Annotated in this window: 23 protein-coding genes, 2 tRNA genes and 1 pseudogene; 10 read left to right on the forward strand and 16 right to left on the reverse strand. The window is 67.6% G+C overall.

Annotated elements, in window-relative coordinates; all coding sequences use genetic code 11:
* Positions 1-68: 68 nt before the first annotated feature.
* A complete protein-coding gene (locus tag A6A40_RS21260) occupies positions 69-320 on the forward strand; it encodes a DUF3072 domain-containing protein (RefSeq protein ID WP_108547843.1) in 252 nt (83 codons plus the stop codon).
* 124 nt (positions 321-444) lie between these two features.
* Positions 445-1,011, forward strand: coding sequence for a hypothetical protein (locus tag A6A40_RS21265; RefSeq protein ID WP_108547844.1), 567 nt, complete (start codon positions 445-447; stop codon positions 1,009-1,011).
* 21 nt (positions 1,012-1,032) lie between these two features.
* On the opposite strand, the gene A6A40_RS21270 is transcribed toward A6A40_RS21265, so the two are convergent.
* From A6A40_RS21270 to A6A40_RS21280, 3 genes are all read right to left on the reverse strand, one after another.
* Entirely contained in the window at positions 1,033-2,457 is a 1,425-nt protein-coding gene (locus A6A40_RS21270) for an MFS transporter (protein ID WP_108547845.1), read from the reverse strand.
* Between the two features lie 263 nt (positions 2,458-2,720).
* A complete protein-coding gene (cueR, locus tag A6A40_RS21275; RefSeq protein WP_108548063.1) occupies positions 2,721-3,107 on the reverse strand; it encodes a Cu(I)-responsive transcriptional regulator in 387 nt (128 codons plus the stop codon).
* 8 nt (positions 3,108-3,115) lie between these two features.
* Positions 3,116-5,566, reverse strand: a complete 2,451-nt coding sequence (locus A6A40_RS21280) for a heavy metal translocating P-type ATPase (protein WP_108547846.1) — start codon at positions 5,564-5,566, stop codon at positions 3,116-3,118.
* Positions 5,567-5,725: 159 nt separating this feature from the next.
* Here A6A40_RS21280 and A6A40_RS32130 point away from each other — a divergent pair, with 159 nt between their 5' ends.
* The 3 genes from A6A40_RS32130 to A6A40_RS21290 all read left to right on the forward strand — a co-directional run bounded on the left by A6A40_RS32130 (position 5,726) and on the right by A6A40_RS21290 (position 6,719).
* Positions 5,726-5,848, forward strand: coding sequence for a hypothetical protein (locus A6A40_RS32130; RefSeq protein WP_257792300.1), 123 nt, complete (start codon positions 5,726-5,728; stop codon positions 5,846-5,848).
* A 15-nt stretch (positions 5,849-5,863) separates the two neighbouring features.
* Positions 5,864-5,998 (forward strand): hypothetical protein, encoded by a 135-nt coding sequence (locus tag A6A40_RS32135; RefSeq protein WP_257792301.1) that lies wholly within the window; start codon positions 5,864-5,866, stop codon positions 5,996-5,998.
* A gap of 76 nt (positions 5,999-6,074) precedes the next feature.
* On the forward strand, positions 6,075-6,719 hold the full coding sequence (locus A6A40_RS21290; protein WP_108547847.1) for a trimeric intracellular cation channel family protein: 645 nt from the start codon (positions 6,075-6,077) through the stop codon (positions 6,717-6,719).
* Positions 6,720-6,786: 67 nt separating this feature from the next.
* On the opposite strand, the gene A6A40_RS21295 is transcribed toward A6A40_RS21290, so the two are convergent.
* Entirely contained in the window at positions 6,787-8,049 is a 1,263-nt protein-coding gene (locus tag A6A40_RS21295; RefSeq protein ID WP_108547848.1) for an ABC transporter substrate-binding protein, read from the reverse strand.
* A gap of 242 nt (positions 8,050-8,291) precedes the next feature.
* On the opposite strand from A6A40_RS21295, the gene A6A40_RS21300 reads away from it, so the two are divergent.
* On the forward strand, positions 8,292-9,092 hold the full coding sequence (locus tag A6A40_RS21300) for a metallophosphoesterase family protein (protein WP_108547849.1): 801 nt from the start codon (positions 8,292-8,294) through the stop codon (positions 9,090-9,092).
* Between the two features lie 258 nt (positions 9,093-9,350).
* Entirely contained in the window at positions 9,351-10,082 is a 732-nt protein-coding gene (locus A6A40_RS21305; RefSeq protein ID WP_108547850.1) for a substrate-binding periplasmic protein, read from the forward strand.
* Between the two features lie 84 nt (positions 10,083-10,166).
* Here A6A40_RS21305 and A6A40_RS21310 read toward each other — a convergent pair.
* The 3 genes from A6A40_RS21310 to A6A40_RS21320 form a co-directional block, all read right to left on the reverse strand.
* A tRNA-Pro gene (locus A6A40_RS21310) sits at positions 10,167-10,243 on the reverse strand.
* Between the two features lie 217 nt (positions 10,244-10,460).
* Positions 10,461-10,537: transfer RNA gene (locus tag A6A40_RS21315), tRNA-Pro, on the reverse strand.
* 131 nt (positions 10,538-10,668) lie between these two features.
* Positions 10,669-11,685: a polyprenyl synthetase family protein gene (locus A6A40_RS21320; protein ID WP_108548064.1), complete on the reverse strand. Its 1,017-nt coding sequence runs from the start codon at positions 11,683-11,685 to the stop codon at positions 10,669-10,671.
* Positions 11,686-11,802: 117 nt separating this feature from the next.
* Between A6A40_RS21320 and A6A40_RS21325 the strand changes: the two genes are divergently transcribed.
* Genes A6A40_RS21325 through A6A40_RS21335 form a run of 3 tightly spaced genes read left to right on the forward strand, consistent with a single transcriptional unit; the run spans position 11,803 to position 13,734 of the window.
* Entirely contained in the window at positions 11,803-12,009 is a 207-nt protein-coding gene (locus A6A40_RS21325; RefSeq protein ID WP_108547851.1) for a putative signal transducing protein, read from the forward strand.
* Between the two features lie 32 nt (positions 12,010-12,041).
* Entirely contained in the window at positions 12,042-12,788 is a 747-nt protein-coding gene (locus tag A6A40_RS21330) for a tRNA1(Val) (adenine(37)-N6)-methyltransferase (RefSeq protein WP_236783929.1), read from the forward strand.
* A 58-nt stretch (positions 12,789-12,846) separates the two neighbouring features.
* Positions 12,847-13,734 (forward strand): S49 family peptidase, encoded by an 888-nt coding sequence (locus A6A40_RS21335; RefSeq protein ID WP_108547853.1) that lies wholly within the window; start codon positions 12,847-12,849, stop codon positions 13,732-13,734.
* Between the two features lie 7 nt (positions 13,735-13,741).
* Here the strand turns inward: A6A40_RS21335 and A6A40_RS21340 are convergent, their stop codons facing one another.
* The 9 genes and pseudogenes from A6A40_RS21340 to A6A40_RS21375 all read right to left on the reverse strand — a co-directional run bounded on the left by A6A40_RS21340 (position 13,742) and on the right by A6A40_RS21375 (position 21,577).
* The gene (locus A6A40_RS21340) at positions 13,742-14,149 is read right to left on the reverse strand and encodes a hypothetical protein (RefSeq protein WP_108547854.1); all 408 of its coding nucleotides are present in this window, start codon (positions 14,147-14,149) and stop codon (positions 13,742-13,744) included.
* Between the two features lie 197 nt (positions 14,150-14,346).
* Complete coding sequence (locus A6A40_RS21345) at positions 14,347-14,835, reverse strand: YajQ family cyclic di-GMP-binding protein (protein ID WP_108547855.1); 489 nt, start codon at positions 14,833-14,835, stop codon at positions 14,347-14,349.
* A 99-nt stretch (positions 14,836-14,934) separates the two neighbouring features.
* Positions 14,935-15,648 carry a hypothetical protein gene (locus tag A6A40_RS21350; protein WP_108547856.1) on the reverse strand — a complete coding sequence of 238 codons (714 nt, stop codon included), beginning with the start codon at positions 15,646-15,648 and terminating at the stop codon, positions 14,935-14,937.
* Positions 15,649-15,739: 91 nt separating this feature from the next.
* Positions 15,740-16,233, reverse strand: a 494-nt coding sequence (locus A6A40_RS31585; protein ID WP_335645196.1) for an oligopeptide/dipeptide ABC transporter ATP-binding protein, incomplete at its 5' end; no start/stop codon positions are given.
* A 1-nt stretch (position 16,234) separates the two neighbouring features.
* Positions 16,235-16,713, reverse strand: a pseudogene (locus tag A6A40_RS31590) (ATP-binding cassette domain-containing protein); the annotation flags it as partial.
* Positions 16,713-17,702: an ABC transporter ATP-binding protein gene (locus A6A40_RS21360; protein ID WP_108547857.1), complete on the reverse strand. Its 990-nt coding sequence runs from the start codon at positions 17,700-17,702 to the stop codon at positions 16,713-16,715. The pseudogene A6A40_RS31590 and the gene A6A40_RS21360, both read right to left, overlap by 1 nt.
* A gap of 4 nt (positions 17,703-17,706) precedes the next feature.
* A complete protein-coding gene (locus tag A6A40_RS21365) occupies positions 17,707-18,618 on the reverse strand; it encodes an ABC transporter permease subunit (RefSeq protein WP_108547858.1) in 912 nt (303 codons plus the stop codon).
* A 9-nt stretch (positions 18,619-18,627) separates the two neighbouring features.
* The gene (locus A6A40_RS21370) at positions 18,628-19,638 is read right to left on the reverse strand and encodes an ABC transporter permease subunit (protein WP_108547859.1); all 1,011 of its coding nucleotides are present in this window, start codon (positions 19,636-19,638) and stop codon (positions 18,628-18,630) included.
* A gap of 340 nt (positions 19,639-19,978) precedes the next feature.
* Complete coding sequence (locus A6A40_RS21375) at positions 19,979-21,577, reverse strand: ABC transporter substrate-binding protein (RefSeq protein WP_108547860.1); 1,599 nt, start codon at positions 21,575-21,577, stop codon at positions 19,979-19,981.
* Positions 21,578-21,753 lie beyond the last annotated feature (176 nt).

Raw genomic sequence — 21,753 nt, forward strand, 5'->3', positions numbered from 1 at the left:
CATGTGGGCGGGAACCTTCCGCCTGCAATTCTGTTCATGATACGTTCCTTTTTGAGGAGGTACGGATCATGACCGCCAAATATACCGCCGATCCCCGCGACCAAGCGCACGAGAACCCGAAAACCGGCGACGACACGTCCAACCGGGACAAGAACCCCGACGACTGGACAACCGGCGACGAGCCGATGACCGGCGCCCAGGCCTCCTATCTGAAGACGCTGAGCGAGGAAGCCGGCGAGTCCTTCGACGATGGACTGACCAAGGCGGAAGCGTCAAAGCGGATCGACGCGCTGCAGGACAAGACCGGGCGCGGGACGTGACGGTTCGGCGATAGCTCCCCCTCCCGCCCCGCGAGAGGGAGTTTAGAGCGATGTCCCCGGCACCCATGGGCATGTTGGGCTGTTAACCAGGGCGATACCGAATCCGAACGGAAGGGTCGCCCTCATGCTCCGCCCCCTGATGCTCTTGTCCGCCGCAGCGTTGCTGATGTCCGGCACCGCCATGGCCCAGACCGCGCCGGCTCCCGCCACCCCCGACACCATGGCGCAGGGCTCCGCCCCGCCGCTGATGACGGCGCCGCGGCCGGACGATCAGCCCACCACGGGGCCGGTCGCTTCCCCACCGGGAGTCAGCGGCGAGGCTCCCTCACAGGAAATGCTGAATCAGGCTCCGCCTGCCGGTTCTCCGCCGGTGGCGGCCCTGCCCTCCGCCGCCCTCAACCCCGATCAGGCCCGCTCGATGGTGGGAACCGAACTCCGCACGCGCGACGGCCAGCCGGGCGGCCGGCTTCTCGACTTCACCCTCAGCCAGCCCGGCGACCGGATCGACCGCATCGTCGTTGCGCCGAACGATGTGCTGGGGCTTGGCGAGACACTGGTCACAGTGCCGGCCGGCGCCCTGACCAACGGCCCGGACGGGCCGGTGCTGGACATGGAACAGGCCGACATCGGCAAGGCACCCACCTTTGCCTATGGCAGCGAGCCGACGGTGACCCGTCCAGACGGTCAGTGAATCACGGCGGCCAGTAGAGGCTCAGGCGGCAGCGCGGCGGCGGAAAAGGCCGGTGAAGCAAGCGATCACGCACAGCCCGGCGCCAAGCCACAGCACCGCGACGCTGCCGTCGGCCTTGCCCATCGCGCTGAACACCAGCCCGACCGTGGCGGCTCCCAGCGTCTGGCCCAACAGCCGGCCGGTCGCCTGGATGCCGCTGGCCCCGCCGCTGCGCTCCTTCGGCGCGCTGGTGACCAGCACCTTGTTGTTCGGCGTCTGGAACAGGCCGAAGCCGAAGCCGGCCAGCGCCATCCGCCACACCACGTCCAGCGTCGACGGATCGGGCGGCAGCAGCGCCATCAGCGCCAGACCGCTGGCGAACAGCGCCAGACCGGCCGCGGCCAGCCGCGTCGGCTCGTAGCGGTCGGCCAGCCGGCCGGAGATCGGGGCGACCAGCGCCACCATCAGCGGCCAGGGCGTCATCAGCAGTCCCGATTCGGCCAGCGACCGGTGCAGCACGTCTTCGAAGAAGAAGGGCATCGCCACGAAAACGATGTTCTGCGAGGCGAAAGAGCAGACCGACGTCACCACCGTCAGGGCGAAGACAGGCCGGCGCAGCAGATCCACCGGCAGCAGCGGCGCCGCCTGCGACAGCTCCCGCCGCACCAGTGTCACACCCAGGACCAGCGCGCCCGCCAGTTCCGCCACGACCAGCCAGCCGGGCTGGCTGCCGTCCATTCCCTTGAAACCGACGATCAGCAGGCCGAGCATGCCGGCATTCAGCAGGGCGCTCAGCCAGTCGAACCGGTGGCCGGCAGGCGTGGAGGCCGGCATCGCCCGCGCCGCCACCGCCAGCGCCGCCAGCCCCAGCGGCACATTGACGGCGAACAGCCAGGGCCAGGAGGCGACCGACAGGATCAGCGCCGCCAGACTCGGTCCCGCGGCGGAGGACACGGCGACGATCATCGCGTTGTAGCCGACCCCGCGCCCGAGATGGCTGGACGGGTAGATGTGGCGCACCAGCGCCAGATTGACGCTCATGATGCCGGCGCCGCCGATGCCCTGCAGAACGCGCGCGGCGGTCAGCAGCGGCAGGCTGGGCGACAGCGCACAAGCCAGAGACGCCACCGTGAAGACGGCCAGCCCGCACCAGTAGACCTTGCGGTAGCCGACGATGTCGCCCAGCGACGCCAGCGGGAACAGCGAGACGGTGACCGCCAGCTGATAGGCGTTGACCACCCAGATCGCGTCGGCGGCATCCACCCCGAACTCGCGCTGGATCGTCGGCAGGGCGATGTTGGCGACCACCCCGTCCAGCACCGCCATGATCAGCGCGACGGTCATCGCCGCCATCGCCCAATAGCGTTGCGGCACCGGCAATCCGTCGGCGACGGCCGGCGGCTTCGGGATTGCGGACGGAGTGGCGGAGACGGTTGGCATGGGGGGACTGGACATGCCGGTCAGCATAGAGGCCGACCGCCATTGTGCGGTCGCAGCAATTTCGCATGAAAGCATTGCGGAAGCCGAGCGCGCCGGTCGGTCTCTCACTCCGGCCCGGAACACCACCCGTCAGGGCTACCAGCAGGATCGGTGAGGCATGAGCAAGCACAGCGAGGCGACCGACCTCCACCACATGCATGACCCGAAGACCAAGCGGTAGGAGGTAAAGCTCTCTCTCCCCATGAGGATTCTCCCTCTCCCCAGGGGGGGAGGGGATAGTGGAGTCCTTCTCACGACGACAGGTCCTTCAGGATCGGGCATTCCGGCCGCTCGTCGCCGTGGCAGGCGTCGGCAAGCTCATGCAGCGTGTCGCGCATCGCCTGGAGTTCGGCGATCTTGGCCTCCAGCTCCTCGATGTGCTGGAGCGCGATGCGCTTGACCTCCGAACTGCAACGGGAGCGGTCCTGCCACAGCCCGACCAGCTTCTGGATGCGCTCGATCCCGAAGCCCAGCGTCCGCGCCCGCTTGACGAATCGCAGCACATTGACGTCCGTGCCGCTGTAGACGCGGTAGCCCGACGCCGTCCGCCCGGCCTCCGGGATCAGGCCGATGGATTCGTAATAGCGGATCAGCTTGGCATTGACGCCCGAGGCCTTGGCGGCATCGCCGATGGTCATGCCGTCCTTCATCGCACATCCTCCTGCCTGGGCGGTGCCCAGCCGCGCAGGGTCAGGGCGTTGACCACGACGCTGACCGAGCTGAGCGCCATCGCCGCCCCCGCCAGCACCGGGCTGAGGTTGCCCGACGCCGCCAGCGGAATGCCGATCACATTGTAGGCGAAGGCCCAGAACAGCCCCTGGCGGATCTTGGAGTAGGTCCGCCGCGACACGTCGATGGCCCCGGCCACCAGCCGCGGGTCGCCGCGCATCAGGGTGACGCCGGCGCTGTGCATCGCCACGTCGGTGCCGGTCGCCATGGCGATGCCGACATCGGCCGCGGCGAGCGCCGGGGCGTCGTTGATGCCGTCGCCGACCATGCCAACGATTTTGCCCTCCCCCTTCAACGCCGCGACCACGGCGGCCTTGTCACCCGGCAACACCTCGGCGAACACCCGCTCGATGCCAAGCGCCGCGGCGACGGAGCGGGCAGCGCCCCAGCCGTCGCCAGTCACCATCACCGGCTCCACCCCCTGCGCCTTCAGCGAGGCGATGGCGGTGACGGCGCTGTGCTTCACCGTGTCGCCGAAGGCGACGAGGCCGAGCAGGCGCGGTGTCTCCCCGACCTCGACCAGCCAGGACAGGGTGCAGCCGGATGCGGCCAACGCGTCGGCCGCTTCGGCAAGAGTGCCCGGCTGCAAGCCGGCCTCCGCCACCGCGCGGGCGTTGCCGAGTTGCAGGCGCCGTCCCGCCACCGTGCCGGCGACGCCGCGCCCGGCCAGCGCGCGGAACTCGCCCGCCGATCCCGGCGCCATGCCGGCGGCGGCGGCACGGTCGCGCAGCGCCTGGGCGAGCGGATGCTCGCTGCCGGCCTGGAGGGCGGCGGCGAGGCGCAGCAGGGTCTCGCCATCGGTGCCCTCGGCGGGGATCAGGTCGGTGACGCGCGGCTTGCCCTCGGTCAGCGTGCCGGTCTTGTCGAAGGCGACGGCGGTCAGGGCGTGGGCACGCTCCAGCGCCTCGGCATCCTTGATGAGAATGCCGTGGCGGGCGGCGACGCCGGTGCCGACCATGATCGCGGTCGGCGTCGCCAGACCCAGCGCGCAGGGGCAGGCGATGACCAGCACCGAGACGGCGGTGACGATGGCCGCCTCCAGGTCGCCGCCGACGATCCACCAGCCGGCCAGCGTCAGCGCCGCCACCGCCAGCACCGCCGGGACGAACACCGCGCTGACCCGGTCGACCAGCCGCTGGATCGGCGCCTTCGACGCCTGGGCACCCTCCACCATGCGGACGATCTGCGCCAGCATGGTCTCGGTGCCGACCGCCGTGGTTTCCACCACCAGCAGGCCGTCGCCGTTGATCGAACCGCCGGTGACGCGGGCACCCGGCTCCTTGTCCACCGGCAGGCTCTCGCCGGTCAGCATCGATTCGTCGACGCCGCCGGACCCCTCCAGCACCCGGCCGTCGACCGGTATCCGCTCGCCGGGTCGGACCACCACAGGGTCGCCGACCCGCACGCGCTCCACCGGCACCTCGGTCTCCACGCCGTCGCGGCGCAACCGGGCGGTGGCCGGGCGCAAATCCATCAGGGCGCGGATCGCCGCCGCGGTCTGGCCCTTGGCCCGCGCCTCCAGCCATTTGCCGAACAGCACGAAGGTGATCAGAACGGAGGAGGCCTCGAAATAGAGATGCGGCTCATGTCCGTCGTGAGCGGTCAGCATCAGGTAGAGGCTCAGTCCCCAGGCCGCCGAAGTGCCGAGCGCCACCAGCAGATCCATGTTGCCGGCCCCTGCCCTCACCGCGTTCCAGCCGGCGCGGTAGAAGCGCGCGCCCAGCCAGAACTGCACGATGCCGGCCAGACCCAGCTGCGCCCAGCCCGGCAGCATCCAGTCGGCCCCGAACGGGTCGCCGACCATGCCGGCCAGCAGCGGCAGCGACAGGGCGGCGGCGATCAGCACATGGCGCAGGTCGCGCCGGCCTCGGTCGGCCCGCGCCTCCTCCTCCGCACCGCCGCCGTCCTCGACGACCGGGGCGGCGCCGAAGCCCGCCTTCTCCACCGCGGCGACCAGAGCGGCAGCCTCCAGGCTGCCGGCGAAGGCGACGACATGGGCACGCTCGGTCGCCAGATTGACCGCGGCGGACTCGACGCCGGGCAGGCGGTTCAGCGCCTTCTCCACCCGGCCGGCGCAGGAGGCGCAGGTCATGCCGGTGACGGACAGGTCGAACTCCCGCCGCTCCGCCTGGAAGCCGGCGGCCTCGACCGCATCCGCCGCCGCCTTGGCGTCGGGCCGGCCGGCGAAGGTCAGCCGCGCCCGCTCCGTCGCCAGATTGACCGAAACGGCGGTGACGCCCGGCACCCGGCCCAGCGCCTTCTCCACCCGGCGGACGCAGGACGCGCAGGTCATCCCCGACACGCCGAGGTCGAGGTCGGTCGGGGATGCGGCGGCGGTCGCGCTGCTGCTGGTCTGGGTCGTGGTCATGCCGGTTCTCCTTCGATTCCTCTCGGCATGGAGCGATATGGGGCTTCCAACCATTGGAAGGTCAAGGGTCCGATCGACGCAGGGTCGCCGATTCATGAACAAAAGGCCGGACGGTGGCGTTCGTGTCCTGACAGCAAGCCAGAGGAAGGGTCCAGCCCCTTGACCCGCCTGACCATCGCCCCGCATTTCGAGCGCTGGGCCATCGGCGCCGGCCATGCCGGCTGGACCATCGGCTGGCGCGACGGCGTCGATCCGTGGAAACAGGATCTGCGGGTGGTGTAGACCTACTGCTATGCCATGATGCCCGCTGATTTCCTCGACGATCCGCTGACCCGGCTCTATTGGCGCACCGACCTGCTGCAGATGACCCGCGCCTTCATGCTGGATGCGGGGCGGATGGGCATCCGGCTGTCGGCGCCCGATACGGTGTAGCTCAGGTTTCGCTTGGCTCCGCGGGGGTGGACGTGCTCAATCGGTGGGCAATTCACCTCTCAGTCCGGGCCCCGTCATGCCACCGCTTCCCATTCCGATGCCGACCGACCTGTCCATCCTGCTGACGGTGATGGATTTCGTCGGCGTGTTCGTCTTCGGGCTCAGCGGCGGCACGTTGGCGGTGCGCAAGCGGCTGGACCTGTTCGGTGTGATGGTTCTGTCGCTGGCCGCGGCGCTCGCCGGCGGCGTGGTCCGCGATGTGCTGATCGGCGCGGTGCCGCCGGCCAGCCTGCAGGACGACCGCTATCTGCTGGTCGCGCTCGCAGCCGGGCTGACCGCCTTCCTGTTCCACAAACCGATCAACCGGCTCGGCAAGCCGGTGATGGTGCTGGACGCCGCCGGACTGGCGCTGTTCACCGTCGCCGGCTGCGGCAAGGCTCTGGCCTATGGACTGAGCCCCCTGCCTGCCGCGCTGCTGGGCGCGCTGACCGCCTGCGGCGGCGGCGCAGTGCGCGACCTGCTGGTGGCCGAGGTGCCGCGCGTCCTGCGCGAGGAAATCTACGCCATGGCGTCTCTGCTGGGCGCCACGGTGGTGATCGTCGGCCAGCAGTTGGACCTGCCGCCGATCCCCGTCGCGGTGGTCGGCGCGCTTGCCGTGTTCGTGCTGCGCATCGTCAGCGTCCTGCGCAATTGGAGTGCGCCACGGGCACCGGGGAGTTGACGGACGCCCTCTCCCGGCAATCGCCCTTTTCCCGACGGGGAGAGGGCGATTGCCGGGCGGTATCAGCTCACGCCCGCTTGGCCCAGCCCGGCATCGGGAAGACCGGGTCGGCTTCGGCCGAGCCCTTCGGCAGAACCACGGTCGGGCGCAGCTTGTGGTTCTGGACGCAGGCGGACACCAGGCTGGTGTTCTGGCCCTTGTCGTCGAAGGTGATCGCCGGGCCGACCATCAGCTTGTCCGACAGGTTGGTCTGGCGCAGCGCCGCCAGCAGGGCAGAAGACTCCGCGGTGCCGGCGCGCTTGAAGGCGTCGGCGGCGACCAGGATCGCCTCGAAGGTGAAGGCGATGTTGAAGGCGTAGCCCTCGAACCGGTCGTTGGGGAACTGCTTCCTGAAGGCCGTCTCGACCCGCTTGGTCATCGCCGCCTTGGGATCGTACCAGGGCAGGTTGGTGATGGCGAAGTCGGCATATTTGCCCAGCACCTTGTAGAACTGCTCGTCATACAGGCCGGGCGAGCCGGGGGAGACGATGCCCTTCGGCTCCCACCGCTGCTTCACCATCTCGCGCACCATCATGATGGCGTCGTTGGCGCGGGTGGTGACGATGGCCAGTTCGGCGCCGGTGGCCTTGGCCTTCGCCACCTCCACCGCCAGATCCTGCGCCTTGGGGTCGTAGGCGATGGACTCCAGGATCTGGAAGGGCATGTCGAGCTTGGGGAACAGCGCGTCGATGGCCGCCTTGTTCGCCATGCCGAAGGTGTCGTTGGCGTGCAGGAACACCGCGGTCTTCGGCGTGGTGCCGGTGGCGGCGAACAGGTCCTTCATCAGCGACATCCCGTTCGACACCAGCATGGTGGAGGTCGGGAAGTTGCGGAAGACGGTCTTGTAGCCCTGCTCCGTCAGCTTGTCGGCGGCGGCGATGTTCATCACCAGCGGCACGCCGCGCTGTTCGCACACCTGGGCGGCGGCAGCGGTCTGGCCGCTGTCGAAGGCGCCGACGATCACATGGGCGCCGTCATTGATCAGCTTTTCCGTGCGCGAGCGGGCGACGTCGGCGTTCGATTCGGTGTCGGCCGACAGCACCTCCACCTTGTAGCCGAGGTCGGACAGCACCGCCGGCGCGATGTCGGCGCCGCGCTGGCAGGCCTGTCCCGCCTGGGCCAGCAGGCCGGAGCGCGGCAGCAGGACACCGACCTTCAACGTGGTGTCCTGGGCGAAGACCGGGGCGCGGCCGAAGCCGGCCAGCACGCCGCCGGCGATGGCGGCCTGCCCGAGCGTGCGGCGGGAAAGGGCGAATCCTCCGGTGGAACGGTTCTTATGGTCGTTGGTCATGATGCGGCAGGGCCTTTTGGCTGGACGCGATGCGGCTTTGGTCGTCCGAAGAGTCCACCGCCACGCCCCTTCCTGTCAAAGTCGAATCGCCGAAGCCCTTCGATGCGCATTGGCATGGCCGGGACAGGGAGCAGGTGGCGTTTTGCGGTGCAACAGGATGATCCTTTTGAACAGGCACTTGAAGGAGCCGCAGCCCGTCCAAAGGTTACGGAAAGCGATCTGACGACTTCGAGAACGACCGAGTGTTGAAGCTGGCACGGAAGCTATGGGCGGAGACCATGTCGAGCGGCCCGTCGGCCGGTCCCTTCGGTGGCCGGGCGGGAACCGCGTCGGTGCCGCGCGGCATGCGCGTCTATGCGGTCGGCGACATCCATGGCCGGCTCGACCTGCTCGACCAGATGCTGGGGCAGATCGCCCGCGACGCCGATCAGGCGCCGAACCTTCTGAAGTATCTCGTCTTCCTTGGCGACTATGTCGACCGCGGGCCGGATTCGCGGCTGGTGATCGAACGGCTCGCCTGCGGCCTGCCGCCGGTCTTCGGCGCCGTGTTCCTGCGCGGCAACCATGAGGACACGATGCTCGGCTTCCTGACGGACCTGGGCGTCGCACCCGGCTGGCTGACCTATGGCGGCGATGCGACGCTGGAAAGCTACGGCATCCCCGCGCCCGATCCCGACGCTCCGCCGGAACATCTGCTGCAGGCGCAGGCGATGCTGAACAGCATGCTGCCGCCCCACCACCGCGCCTTCCTGACCGGGCTGCGCAACCACCTGACCATCGGCGACTATCATTTCGTCCATGCCGGCATCCGTCCCGGCATTCCACTCGACCGCCAGGACGACAAGGACCGCCTGTGGATCCGCGACGCTTTCCTGACCTCGCGCGCCGACCACGGCAAGATCGTCGTCCACGGCCACACCATCTCGGCCGAACCGGAACTGCTGCCCAACCGCATCGGCATCGACACCGGCGCCTATGCCACGAACCGGCTCACCGCCCTGGTTCTGGAGGGGACGGAACGGCGCTTCCTCTGCACGATCTGACCACCGCCCATTTCAACCGCTCCCGCCAACCACAAGGATAAGAAACAGTTAACCCTCCGGCTGGGTTGGACTGCAGATTGAAAGTACCACCCGCAAGATTCACCTTTCTGAGGTCCGTCCTCGACGCTCCGGGCGCGGAGGAAATCCGCTGAGGCCCCATGCAGCCGACGAGGTGCCGGTCCGAAGCAAATGGGTGCGGAACGGCATCTCTCGGCTCCAACCCCGGCCGGGCGGCCGTCAGCCGGGGAGGATCTTTCCATGCGGGTCGTCATTCTCGCCACCGCCACAGCCATCCTGGCCTCCGCAGCCTCCGCCGGAGCCGAAACGCTCACGATCCACAGCGTCGATGCCCCGCCGCTGACGATGGATCTGCCCGAGCAGTCGAACCAGCGCGGCTTCATCGCGGACATCACGCTGGAGGCACTGAGACGGGCCGGCTATCAGAGCCGGATGAGTTTCATGCCGTGGAAGCGCGGACAGCAGCAGGTCGCCGAAGGCGAGAACCTGCTGATCATCCCGCTCGCCCGGTCCCCGGCGCGGGAGGCGCGCTACACCTGGATCGCCAACATCTTCACGGTGGAGCGGAGCTTCGCAACGGTGGGCAAGTCCATCGACAGCTATGACCAGGCGAGGAGCGAACTGACGAGCATCATCGTCGGCCAAGGCACAGCCCAGGAAGAGCTGTTGAAAAGCAAGGGCTTTCCGCCAAGCCAGCTTCGCATCATCAAGGTCGGACAGAGGGAAACCGAGGTTCTCAGCGCCAATGGCGATGAGGCCTGGTTCAACGGGACACCGGAAACCCTGTGGAAATGGAAGAAGTCCGGCCGCCCGGAAAAGATCGTGATCGGCAAGGCCGTGGACCGGAACGACGTCTATCTTGCCTGCTCTCTCAAATGCTCGCCGCAGATCGTGGAAAAACTGAAGGCGGCGGTCGATGGCATGAAGGCGGACGGAACCGCGCAGCGCATCATCGACGCGTACCTGAACTAGCCGCTCCGAACTGGCCGCTCCGAACTGGCCGCGGCTGCGAAAAGCACAAGGGCTCCCGGATTTCTCCGGAAGCCCTTGTCCATTTGGTCGGAGAGAGAGGATTCGAACCTCCGGCCCCTGCCTCCCGAAAGCAGTGCTCTACCAGGCTGAGCTACTCTCCGGTCCTGTCACCGGCGGCCTGTCGCTTTGCAGCGTGCCGTCCGCCGGTGGAGCGGGTGTATAAACGGTTCCGCGCCGCCGTGCAATGCAAAGTCACAGGCTGGATGCTGCATCTTTGCCATTCCCGAAACACATGAAGTCAGTTGCCCTTTCGACCGGGATTCCTGAACACGAAACGGAAAAAGGGCTCCCGGATTTCTCCGGAAGCCCTTGTCCATTTGGTCGGAGAGAGAGGATTCGAACCTCCGGCCCCTGCCTCCCGAAAGCAGTGCTCTACCAGGCTGAGCTACTCTCCGGTCCTGTCACCGGCGAGCGGTGCCGCCCGCCGGTGGAGGGGGTGTATAAACGGTCCGCCCCCAGCGCGCAACGCAAAAAATGCGTCATCGCCAAAAAGATCCGGTCCGCCGACCCACCCCCCGAAGCCGGATCAGAAATCGCGCTCAATCACGAAATCAATGACTTCGAGCAGGGCCTGCTTGATCGGTCCCTCAGCGAACAGACCCAGGCTGTCGCGCGCGATGGAGCCGTAATGGCGGGCCCGCTCCACCGTGTCCTTCAACGCATTGTGGCGGGCCATCAGCGCCTGGGCATGTTCCAGATCGCCGTCCTTCTGGTCGAGCTCCTCCATCACCCGGCGCCAGAAGGCGCGTTCCTCGTCGTTGCCACGACGGAAGGCCAGCACGACCGGCAGAGTGATCTTGCCCTCGCGGAAATCGTCGCCGACCGTCTTGCCCAGCTTCGCCTGCAGGGCCGAATAATCCAGCACGTCGTCGACCAGCTGGAAGGCAATGCCCAAATTCATGCCGTAGTCGTAGAGCGCCACCTCCTCCGCCTGGGGGCGGTTGGCGACGACGGCGCCGACGCGGCAGGCGGCGGCGAACAGCTCGGCCGTCTTGCCCTTGATGACCTCAAGATAGGCCTGCTCGCTGGTCTCGGTGTCGTTGGTGGTGCGCAGCTGCAGCACCTCGCCCTCGGCGATGATGGCGGACGCGCCCGACAGGATGCGCAGCACGTCGAGCGACTGCACCTCCACCATCATCTCGAAGGCGCGGGAGAACAGGAAATCGCCGACCAGCACGCTGGCCTTGTTGCCGAACACCGCATTGGCCGAGGCCATGCCGCGGCGCAGGTCGCTTTCGTCGACCACGTCGTCGTGCAGCAGGGTGGCGCTGTGGATGAACTCCACCACGGCGGCCAGCAGACGGTGATGCTCCCCCTGATAGCCGCACATGTTGGCGGCGGCCAGCGTCAGCACCGGGCGCAGGCGCTTGCCGCCTGCCGCGATCAGATAGCCGGCCAGCTGGGGGATCATCTCCACCGATGACTGCATGCGGTCGAGGATGATCTGGTTGACGGCGCTGAGGTCCTCGGCCACCAAAGCGGTCAGGTCGTCGAGCGGGGTAGACTTGCGCCGTTTCGGCTCGAAGTTGGTAACGACCGCCAAGGTCGACTCCACGGGTGATTGACGCCAGAATTTGCGCTAGGGAGCATAACGGCCTAGCCTCTTCGGTCAAGTCCGCAGGGGACCGTTCTTTCGAGACGCCCATTCCTCCGAGACACGATGATCGAGCTGCTGCGCCTCACCGACCCCGTCCGCCTGTCCTGGCTGGTCGCCCTGCTGGCCGACGCCGGGATCGAGGCGATCGTGCTGGACACCCACACCAGCATCCTGGAGGGCTCCATCGGCGCCATCCCGCGCCGGCTGATGGTGGACGGCGACGACGCCGACCGGGCCGTCCGCATCCTGCGCGAGGCTGGCGAAGCGTGAGTGACGACCTCGTTTCGCAGCCGGAAGCATCCATGGAACCACATGCGGCAACACAGCCGGATTTCCTGCTGAACGGCCGGGTCCGGCTGTTGCAGCCAGACGGCGGCTATCGCGCCGCCATCGATCCGGTCTTCCTCGCCGCCATCACCGCCGCCACCGACGGCGAGCGGGTGCTCGACGTCGGCACCGGCACCGGGGCTGCGGCGCTCTGCCTCGCCGTCCGGGTGCCGGGCGTCGTCGTCGTCGGGCTGGAGCAGCGGGCCGACGCCTGCGCCTTCGCCCGCCGCAATGCTGATCTGAGCGGGGTGGCCGGGCGGGTGGAGGTGGTGCAGGGCGACCTGCTGGAACCGCCCGGCAGCTTGGCAGCCGGCGGATTCGACCGGGTGATGATGAATCCGCCCTACCTGAAGGCCGGCGCCGCCAGCCGTCCGCCCGACGATTGGAAGGCCGCGGCGAACATGGAAGGGGCGGCCCGGCTGCCCGACTGGATCCGTTTCGCCGATGCGATGCTGAAGCCACGCGGCACGCTGACGATGGTCCATCGCGCCGACCGCATCGACGACATCCTGCAGGCGCTGCGCGGCCGGTTCGGCAGCCTCGTCCTGGTGCCGCTGTGGCCCAAGCCGGGTGTAGAGGCCAAGCGGCTCCTGCTGGTCGCCCGCAAGGGCGGCAGGGCGCCGGCCCGGCTGACCGCCGGGCTTGCCGTCCACAAGGCCGAAGGCGGCTACAGCGCGGCGGCGGAGCGGGTGCTGCGCGACGCCGAGGCACTGGAATTCTAGCGATTTTGGCGGGGGCGGAGCCTTTCAAACGGGAGATTTCAATCCCATCTCTGCCGGCATGAGCCTGCAATCCCTTCTTGCCAAACTCCCCTTCGGCCCCTGGCGCAAGGCCGGGCCGCTGGTGTCCGTCATCCGCCTGTCCGGCGTCATCGGCCAGGGCGGTCCGCTGCAATCCGGCCTGACGCTGGCCGGGATAGCCCCGCTGCTGGAGCGCGCCTTCGCGCCCAAGGATCAGAAGGCGGTGGCGCTGATCGTCAACTCGCCGGGCGGGTCGCCGGTTCAATCGGCGCTGATCGCCAAGCGGATCCGCGATCTGGCGGAGGAAAAGAAGCTGCCGGTCTTCGCCTTCTGCGAGGATGCGGCGGCGTCGGGCGGCTATTGGCTGGCCTGCGCGGCCGACGAGATCTGGGCCGACGAAAGCTCCATCGTCGGCTCCATCGGCGTGGTGTCGTCGGGCTTCGGCCTGCATGGGCTGATCGAGCGCCACGGCATCGAGCGGCGCCTCTACACCGCCGGCGACAAGAAGGTGCTGCTGGACCCCTTCTCGCCGGAACGCGAGGACGGCGTCGCCCATCTGAAAGCGCTGCAGGCCGACATCCACGAGGCGTTCAAGGCGATGGTCCGCGCCCGGCGCGGTGCCCGCCTGACCGGTTCGGAGGAGGAGCTGTTTTCCGGCGCCTTCTGGGCGGGACGCAAGGCGCTGGCGCTGGGACTGATCGACGGGCTGGGCGACCTGCGGTCGGTCCTGCGCGGCCGTTTCGGCGAGAAGGTTCGGCTGCGTCTGGTGCAGCAGGAGCGCGGCATGCTGCGGCGGCTCGGACTGCGGGCGGGAGGAAGCGCGCCCATCCCGGACGCGGGAGCGCCGGAAGCCTTCGCCGAAGCCCTGGTTGCCGCTGTCCGCACCTCGCTGGACGACTGGGCGGCACGGGCCAGGTTGGGGCTTTAGGTTAAACTCACGCCGCTGAGTTCTGCGTCATCAGGGTGGTCAGCCAGCGGAAGTTGGAGCCGTCGCCGGCCTGGATGGCGCTTTCCACCACCTGCATCGCGGTGGCCGGGTCCTGGGGATCGGGCACCGCCGATGCGGCGTCCATACCGGACTCGGCCTGCCCCACATCCTGGGCGAACAGGGTGACCGCACCGACACCGAGCCGCACCGCGGGCTGGGCGTTCGGCACGACTCCCGTTTCGGCCGCACCGGAGGCGCCGCCCTCCCCCACGCCGTTCAGGGTCTCCAGCATCGCCGCGAACTGGCCGGCCAGCGCACCCGCCTGCCGGGGCGCGGACGTCCCTTTGCGCTCCAGGACGTCTTCCGCCCGGATGCGCATGGCTTGCGTGGCCTCGCTGTTGGCCATCATCGACATGGGACCATCCCCTGCGGTCAGTGGCGAACCGCAGGGGTACACGCAAAAATCACGCCATCAATGCAACTGCCGATTCGCAAGGCTCGGGGCCGCCCCTGCGACGATTTGACCGGCAAAAATTTCCCAGCCGACCGGCAGAAGTTACCCAGCGGCCGGCAAGGCTTGCCGACCGCCGGCAGCCGATCAATCGCGGCCAATCAATCGCGAAAGTTCTGGTACTGCAAGGGCTGCTCGATGCCCATCCGCTTGACCAGGGCGATGGCGTCCTGCAGGTCGTCGCGCTTCTTGCCCGTCACCCGCAGTTCGTCGCCCTGGATCGAGACCTGGACCTTCATCTTGCTGTCCTTGATCCCTTTGACGATGGTTTTCGCCAGATCCTGCGCGATTCCCTGCTTGATCGTCACGGTATGGCGCAGCGCGTCGCCCGCCGCCCGCTCCGGCTTGGCGGAAAAATCCAGCGCCGCGGCGTCGAGCTTGCGGCGGGTCACATAGACGCGCAGCAGCTCCTGCATCTGTTCCAACTTGGTGGCGTCATCGGCCAGCAGAACGATGTCGTTCTCGGTCCGCTCGACCGTGCATTTCGAGCCCTTGAAGTCGAACCGGGTCTCGATCTCGCGGCGGACGCCGGCGATGGCGTTGTCGACCTCGTGGACGTCCGTCTTGGACACGATGTCGAAGGACGGCATGGCGGTTCTCTCCTGGATAAGGACTTGTCACGAACGAATCGGCCGCACCGTAAAGAAGAGCGGCGCCACACTCAACAGCCGCCTGACGACCTTGGCCCCTCAGTGCGCGGACGGGCGGAACGGCAGGGCGATCTCCCGCAACTCCTTGCCCGGCAGCAGCAGGGTCGCCACCGCCCGCTCCGGCTCGAAGCGCCAGCTGCGCGCATCCAGCAGCTCGGGACCATCGCACTCCGCCGACAGGTCGGGCCCCAGCGCCGTCCGGCAGGCGGCGATGGCGGCCGTCGGCCAGGACGAATCGCCGAACATCTCCGCCGGCGTCGGCACGCGGCCCCGCCGGAGATCCACCGTCAGCCCCGCGGCATAGCGGAAGCCGTTGCCTTGCACCCCTTCGGCGAAGAACTGGACCGACAGCACACCGGGAGAAACGGCATAGACATCGGCCGTCAGGATCAGCTCGGCCTCCATCCCCTCGGGCAGATCGGTGGCCTCCTTCCGGAACGAGGCGAGTTCGCCCTCGACGAAGCGGCGGAGAGTCTCGTTGAAGAAGGCCGCGCCGGGAGTGGCGGGGTCGGCGATCTCCGGCCGCTCGGCACGGATGTAGAGGCGGGCTCCGGGCTTCCCTTCGGTCAGCGGAACCGTGCATAGCCGGGCGCCGAGCGCGGGGTCGGCCCGCAGGGCGGCAAGCTGCCTCGTTCGCCGTTCGGTATCTTCCGCACTGCGGGACCGGGCACAGTCGAAGCCCGCCGCCAGCGCCGGGCCGGCAACGGCAAGCAGAAGCGGCAGGAGGACAAGGACGGCGGAAATGCGGACCATGGCACAGGCTCCATCGGAAAGGAGACCGCAACAATGGACCATTGATAGCCCGGCCGCCGCAACAGCGGCCGGGGCATCGGCATGACGCCGTTCAGTTCATCTCTTCGGCGTAATGGCAGGCGACCAGCCGCTCGTCGACAGGACGCAGCGGCGGAACCTCCGCGGCGCAGCGGTCGGTGGCGAAGGGACAGCGCTTGTGGAAGGCGCAGCCCGGCGGCGGGTTCAGCGGCGATGGCAGCTCGCCCTTCGGCACCACCCGCTCGAGCCGCAGGTCCGGGTTCACCCGCGGAGTCGCCGCCAGCAGGATGCGGGTGTAGGGATGGCGCGGCCGGGTGAACACCACGTCCTTGGCGCCATGCTCCACCGGCTTGCCCAGATACATCACCATCAGCGAATCGGCGATGTGCCGAACGACGCTGAGATCGTGGGAAATGAACAGGTAGGCGAGGTTCAGCTCCTCCTGCAGATCCATCATCAGGTTCAGCACCTGCGCCTGGATCGACACGTCGAGCGCCGACACCGGCTCGTCCGCGACGACGACGCGCGGGTTCAGCATCAGCGCGCGGGCGATGGCGATGCGCTGGCNTCGGGACGCAGGCCGACCTTTCCCATCATCGCCACCGCGCGGTCGCGCCGCTCATGCTTGTCCATGGTGGTGTTGATCACCAGCGGCTCGGTCAGGATGGACCCCACCGTCTTGCGCGGGTTCAGCGAGCCGTAGGGGTTCTGGAAGACCATCTGCACCGTGCGGCGCAGTTCCTTCATCTCCGCCGCGCTGCGTCCGACGACCTCACGGCAGTCGTAGAGAAGCTCACCCGAGGTCGGCGGTTCGATCATCGTCACCGCCCGCGCCAGCGTCGACTTGCCGCACCCGGATTCGCCGACCACGGCCAGCGTCCTGCCGGCCTGAAGGCTGAAGGACACGCCGTCCAGCGCCTTCACCGTCGCCATCGGCTTGAAGGCGCCACGCTTGACGGCATAGTGCTTGCGCAGGTTGCGTGCCTCCAGCACGACCGAACGCCCGGCGGCAGCCTCGATGATGGGGAACTCGGATTCGGTGCTCATCACAGCGCCTCCCCGGCGGCGAGATGGCCGTCCGGCAGCGGGTAGAAACAGCGCGCACGCCCGTCGTCCACGTTGAACAGGGCCGGGCGTTCGGCATGGCAGCGGGCGTCGGCGAAACGGCAGCGCGGGCTGAACAGGCAGCCGGCCGGCCGGTCGGCGATGCCCGGCACCATGCCGGGAATGGTCGGCAGCCGGCGCTTGCCCAGCGCCCGTTCCGGCAGCGCATCGAGCAGGGCGCCGGTGTAGGGGTGGCGCGGCCGCTCGAACAGGGACTGGACCGGGCGCGTCTCCGCCACCTGCCCGGCATACATGACGACGACGCGCTGGGCCGTTTCCGCAACCACGCCCATGTCGTGGGTGATCAGGATCAGCGCCATGCCGCGCTCGCGCTGCAGCTGGACCAGCAAATCGAGGATCTGCTTCTGGATGGTGACGTCCAGCGCGGTCGTCGGCTCGTCCGCCACCAGCAGGCGCGGGTTGCAGGCGATGGCGATGGCGATCATCACGCGCTGGTTCATGCCGCCCGACAGCTGGTGCGGGAAGGCCGACAGGCGGGTTTCCGGCGCGGGGATGCCGACCTGTTCCAGCAGGGCGATGGCGCGGTTGCGCAGCGCCTTGCCGGACAGCCCTTCATGCACGCGCAGGGTTTCCATGATCTGGAAGCCGACGGTGAAGCAGGGGTTCAGGCTGGTCATCGGCTCCTGGAAGACCATGGCGACGTCCTTGCCGGTGATCTTCCGGCGCTGGGAGGCGGGCATGGTCAGCAGGTCCCTGCCGGCGAACATCATCCGGTCGGCGACGACGCGGCCGTTGGAGCCGAGAAGCCCCATCACGGCCAGCGAGGTCACCGACTTGCCGGAGCCGGATTCGCCGACGATGCCGACGACCTCGCCCTCGTCAACGGTCAGGTCGATTCCGTCCACCGCGCGGAAGGTGCCGGCGCGGGTGGTGAACTCGACCGACAGGTTCTTGATGTCGAGAAGAGGCATGAGGTCAACGCTTCAGCTTGGGGTCGAGCGCGTCGCGAAGACCGTCGCCCAACAGATTGAAGGCCAGCACGGTCACCAGGATGGCGATGCCGGGCCAGGTCACGACCCAGGGGGCGCGCTGGAGGAACTGCAGCGAGGAGGCCAGCATGGTGCCCCATTCCGGCGTCGGCGGCTGCGCGCCGAGGCCGAGGAAGCCCAGCGCCGCCGCGTCCAGGATGGCGGTGGAAAAGCCGAGAGTCGCCTGCACGATCAGCGGAGCGACGCAGTTGGGCAGCACCACGATCAGCATCAGGCGCAGCGGCCCGGCCCCGGCGACGCGCGAGGCGACGACATAATCCTTGTTCACCTCCGCCAGCACGGCGGCGCGGGTCAGCCGGGCATAGTGCGGGATCACCACCACCGACACCGCCAGCATGGCGTTCACCAGCCCCGGCCCGAGGATGGCGGCCACCACCACGGCCAGCAGCAGCGACGGCAGCGCCAGCAGGATGTCCATGGCGCGCATGATCAGCACGTCGGCCATCCCGCCGAAGAAGCCGGCGACCAGCCCCAGCCCCAGCCCGACGGCCAGGGACAGGGTGACGACGATCAGGCCGATCATCATCGACAGGCGCGCGCCGTACATCAGGCGGGACATCATGTCGCGGCCGATGTCGTCGGTGCCCAGGATGTAGGTCCAGCTTCCGCCCTCCTGCCAGACCGGCGGGGTCAGGATGGCGTCGCGGTACTGGATGTCGGGATGGTGCGGGGCGATCACGCCGGCGAAGACGGCGATCAGCGCGATCAGCACGATCACCACCAGGCCGCCCAGCGCCCCCTTGTTCTGCTTGAAATGATACCAGAACTCGGTCAGCGGGTGCGGCGGGCGCGACACTTTGGCTGCGGGTTCCGTGTTGGTCGAGAGTTCAGCGGACATGGATTGGCCTCACCGCGCGTGACGGATGCGGGGGTTGAGGACGCCGTAGAGCACGTCCACCAGCAGATTGACCAGGATCACCGAGGTGGCGATCAGCAGGACACCGCCCTGCAGGGCGGGATAGTCGCGGCGGTTGATCGATTCGATCAGCCATTTGCCGACGCCCGGCCAGGAGAAGATGGTTTCGGTCAGGATGGCGCCGCCCAGCAGCGTGCCGACCTGCAGTCCGATGACGGTCACCACCGGGATCAGCGCGTTGCGCAGCGCATGCATGCCAATGACGCGGCCATCGGCCAGTCCCTTGGCGCGGGCGGTGCGGATGTAATCCTCGCCCAGCACCTCCAGCATGGCCGAGCGCGTCATGCGCGCCACCACCGCCAGCGGCACGGTGCCCAGCACGATGGTCGGCAGCACCAGATGGCCCAGCGCGGAACGGAACGCCTCGTATTCTCCGGCCATCAGCGTGTCGATCAGCATGAAGCCGGTGACCGGCTCGACATAATGGATCAGGTCCAGCCGCCCCGACACCGGCGTCCAGCCCAGCCCGACCGAGAAGAACAGGATCAGCAGCAGACCCCACCAGAAGATCGGCATCGAATAGCCGGTCAGGCTGACGCCCATCACGCCATGGTCGAACAGCGACCCGCGCTTGACCGCCGCCAGGATGCCGGCGGGCAGCCCGATCAGCGTCGCGAACAGCATCGCGCACAGCGCCAGCTCCAGCGTCGCCGGAAACAGCGTCAGGAATTCGCTCAAGACCGAATTGTGGGTGACCAGCGACAGGCCGAAATCGCCGGACAGCACGTTGCCGACATAATCGAGGAACTGCTGCCAGAGCGGCCGGTCCAGACCCAGTTCATGGCGAAGGGCGGCCAGCCGTTCGGGCGCGATGCCCCGTTCGCCGACGCGCACCTCGATGGGGTCGCCGGGAACCAGCCGGATCAGGATGAAGGTCAGAAAGGTGATGCCGAGAAAGGTCGGAATCACCAAGCTCACCCGCGTCAGGATGAAGCGAAGCATCGACGGGTACTCATTTTTTAAAACTGTGGTGAAAACTGGAACGGAGCGCTGCCTCGACAACGCCCCGTTCCGTCAGGGGCACTTGCCCCACCCTGGCCCTTACCCCGTTTGGGCATTACCGGACGCACACACCTTCGGTCGCTCGCAAGTCACCGGATGTCATGGGCCTTGCGTCATCCCCGCGAAGGCGGGGATCCAAAANTGGTCCTCAGATGCTGCGTCCCATAGCGCTTTCGCAGGGAAATACACTGTCGCCCGATTCAAAGGGAGGCGGGTACATGACGAGCACGCTCCCGCCTCCGCAATCAAACCGCGCCCTTCCGGGAAAGGGCGCTACGCATCACTTCAGATCGACGCCCTCGAAACGATGGATGCCGAACGGATCCATCTTGTAGCCGACGACGTTCTTGGCGAGGCCCATGTAAACCACCGAATGGGCGATGGTGTACCACGGGGCCTCTTCCTTGAAGATGACCTGGGACTGTTCGTACAGCTTGGTGCGCGCGGCGATCTCGGTGGTGCGCTTGGCCTGGACGACGAGATCGTCGAACTCCTTGTTGCACCACTTCGACAGGTTGTTGCCGCCCGGACGCGCCGCCTCGCAACCCAGCAGGGTGTAGAGGAAGTTGTCGGGATCGCCGTTGTCGCCGGTCCAGCCGAGCATGCCCATCTGGTGCTCGCCCTGCTGCATGCGCTTGCGGTACTCACCCCATTCGTACTGCACGATCTTGGCCTTGATGCCGACCTTGGCGAGGTCGGCCTGCATCATCTCGGCAATGCGCTTGGCGTTGGGGTTGTAGGGGCGCTGCACCGGCATCGCCCACAGGTCGGTCTCGAAGCCGTTCGGGTAGCCGGCATCGGCCAGCAGCTTCTTGGCCCGCTCGACGTCGTAGGGATAATCCTCGATCGCGGTGTTGTACGACCACATGGTCGGCGGGATCGGGTTCTTGGCCGGGACGCCGGCAGCCTGATAGACGGCGGCGACCATCGCCTTCTTGTCCATCGCCATGCTGACGGCACGGCGGACGCGGACGTCGTCGAACGGCTTCTTCGTCACGTTGAAGGAGACGTAGCCGACGTTCAGGCCTTCCTGCTCCTGAACGACGATCGAACCGTCCTTCTTCATCGCCTCGATATCGGCCGGGTTCGGGTACGGCATCACCTGGCACTCGTTGGCCTTCAGCTTGGCCAGACGAACCGCCGCGTCGGGCGTGATCGCGAAGACGAGATTGTCGAGCGGCTGCCTGCCGCCCCAATATTGCTCGAACGCCTTGTAGCGGACGACGGCGTCCTTCTGGTAGGCGACGAACTGGAAGGGACCGGTGCCCACCGGAACCTGATCCAGCTTCTCCGGCGTGCCCTTCTTCTGCAGCATCGCGGCATATTCGGCCGACATGATCGGCGCGAACGGCATGGCGAGGTTCGCCAGGAACGGCGCCTCGACCGCGTTCAGCGTGAACTTGACCGTCAGGTCATCGACCTTCTCGATCGACTTCAACAGCTTGGGCATCGCCATGTCGTTGAAGTAGTCGTAGGCGCCGCCCGATACCTTATGGAAGGGATGATCCGTTTTCCACTGGCGCTCGAACGAAAAGATCACGTCGTCGGCGTTGGCGTCGCGGGTCGGCTTGAAATCGCCGACGCTGTGCCACTTGGCACCGGCGCGCAGCTTGAAGGTGTAGACCAGGCCATCGTCGGAGATGGTCCAGGACTCGGCCAGGCCGGGAACGACCTTGGTGCCGCCATATTCGAACTGGACCAGATTGTTGTAGACCGGGAGGGCCACATCGAAGCTGGTGCCGGTCGTATTCAACATGGGGTTGAAATTTTCGGGGCTACCCTCGGAGCAGTAAACAAGGGTCTTCGCCGCCTGGGCCGGCGCCGACAGCGCCAGCGCCGCAGCCATACCAAGCCCGGCACCCAGCAGGATGCGCTTCATTCGTCTTGCCTCCCGATTCCGGTTGGAGCGTACGGAAAATTTGCCAGAACGCCTTTGGAAATAGCGTCGCCATTTGGCGCGTGCCCACGGCACCTGTCAACGCCTACATGCATACGTGGCTATACCGTGGCGCAGAGCACAATTCGATGAGCCAATACGTCCGTATGGACACAATT

The organism is Azospirillum humicireducens, assembly GCF_001639105.2.
Classification (GTDB): Bacteria; Pseudomonadota; Alphaproteobacteria; order Azospirillales; family Azospirillaceae; genus Azospirillum; species Azospirillum humicireducens.

Bases quoted from the DNA above. Each gene is read 5' to 3' on its own strand.
- A6A40_RS21260 (WP_108547843.1), top strand. From the start codon at position 69: ATGACCGCCAAATATACCGCCGATCCCCGCGACCAAGCGCACGAGAAC.
- A6A40_RS21265 (WP_108547844.1), top strand. From the start codon at position 445: ATGCTCCGCCCCCTGATGCTCTTGTCCGCCGCAGCGTTGCTGATGTCC.
- A6A40_RS21270 (WP_108547845.1), bottom strand. From the start codon at position 2,457: ATGCTGACCGGCATGTCCAGTCCCCCCATGCCAACCGTCTCCGCCACT.
- cueR (WP_108548063.1), bottom strand. From the start codon at position 3,107: ATGACCATCGGCGATGCCGCCAAGGCCTCGGGCGTCAATGCCAAGCTG.
- A6A40_RS21280 (WP_108547846.1), bottom strand. From the start codon at position 5,566: ATGACCACGACCCAGACCAGCAGCAGCGCGACCGCCGCCGCATCCCCG.
- A6A40_RS32135 (WP_257792301.1), top strand. From the start codon at position 5,864: ATGATGCCCGCTGATTTCCTCGACGATCCGCTGACCCGGCTCTATTGG.
- A6A40_RS21290 (WP_108547847.1), top strand. From the start codon at position 6,075: ATGCCACCGCTTCCCATTCCGATGCCGACCGACCTGTCCATCCTGCTG.
- A6A40_RS21295 (WP_108547848.1), bottom strand. From the start codon at position 8,049: ATGACCAACGACCATAAGAACCGTTCCACCGGAGGATTCGCCCTTTCC.
- A6A40_RS21305 (WP_108547850.1), top strand. From the start codon at position 9,351: ATGCGGGTCGTCATTCTCGCCACCGCCACAGCCATCCTGGCCTCCGCA.
- A6A40_RS21325 (WP_108547851.1), top strand. From the start codon at position 11,803: ATGATCGAGCTGCTGCGCCTCACCGACCCCGTCCGCCTGTCCTGGCTG.
- A6A40_RS21330 (WP_236783929.1), top strand. From the start codon at position 12,042: ATGGAACCACATGCGGCAACACAGCCGGATTTCCTGCTGAACGGCCGG.
- A6A40_RS21335 (WP_108547853.1), top strand. From the start codon at position 12,847: ATGAGCCTGCAATCCCTTCTTGCCAAACTCCCCTTCGGCCCCTGGCGC.
- A6A40_RS21340 (WP_108547854.1), bottom strand. From the start codon at position 14,149: ATGTCGATGATGGCCAACAGCGAGGCCACGCAAGCCATGCGCATCCGG.
- A6A40_RS21345 (WP_108547855.1), bottom strand. From the start codon at position 14,835: ATGCCGTCCTTCGACATCGTGTCCAAGACGGACGTCCACGAGGTCGAC.
- A6A40_RS21350 (WP_108547856.1), bottom strand. From the start codon at position 15,648: ATGGTCCGCATTTCCGCCGTCCTTGTCCTCCTGCCGCTTCTGCTTGCC.
- A6A40_RS21360 (WP_108547857.1), bottom strand. From the start codon at position 17,702: ATGCCTCTTCTCGACATCAAGAACCTGTCGGTCGAGTTCACCACCCGC.
- A6A40_RS21365 (WP_108547858.1), bottom strand. From the start codon at position 18,618: ATGTCCGCTGAACTCTCGACCAACACGGAACCCGCAGCCAAAGTGTCG.
- A6A40_RS21370 (WP_108547859.1), bottom strand. From the start codon at position 19,638: ATGCTTCGCTTCATCCTGACGCGGGTGAGCTTGGTGATTCCGACCTTT.
- A6A40_RS21375 (WP_108547860.1), bottom strand. From the start codon at position 21,577: ATGAAGCGCATCCTGCTGGGTGCCGGGCTTGGTATGGCTGCGGCGCTG.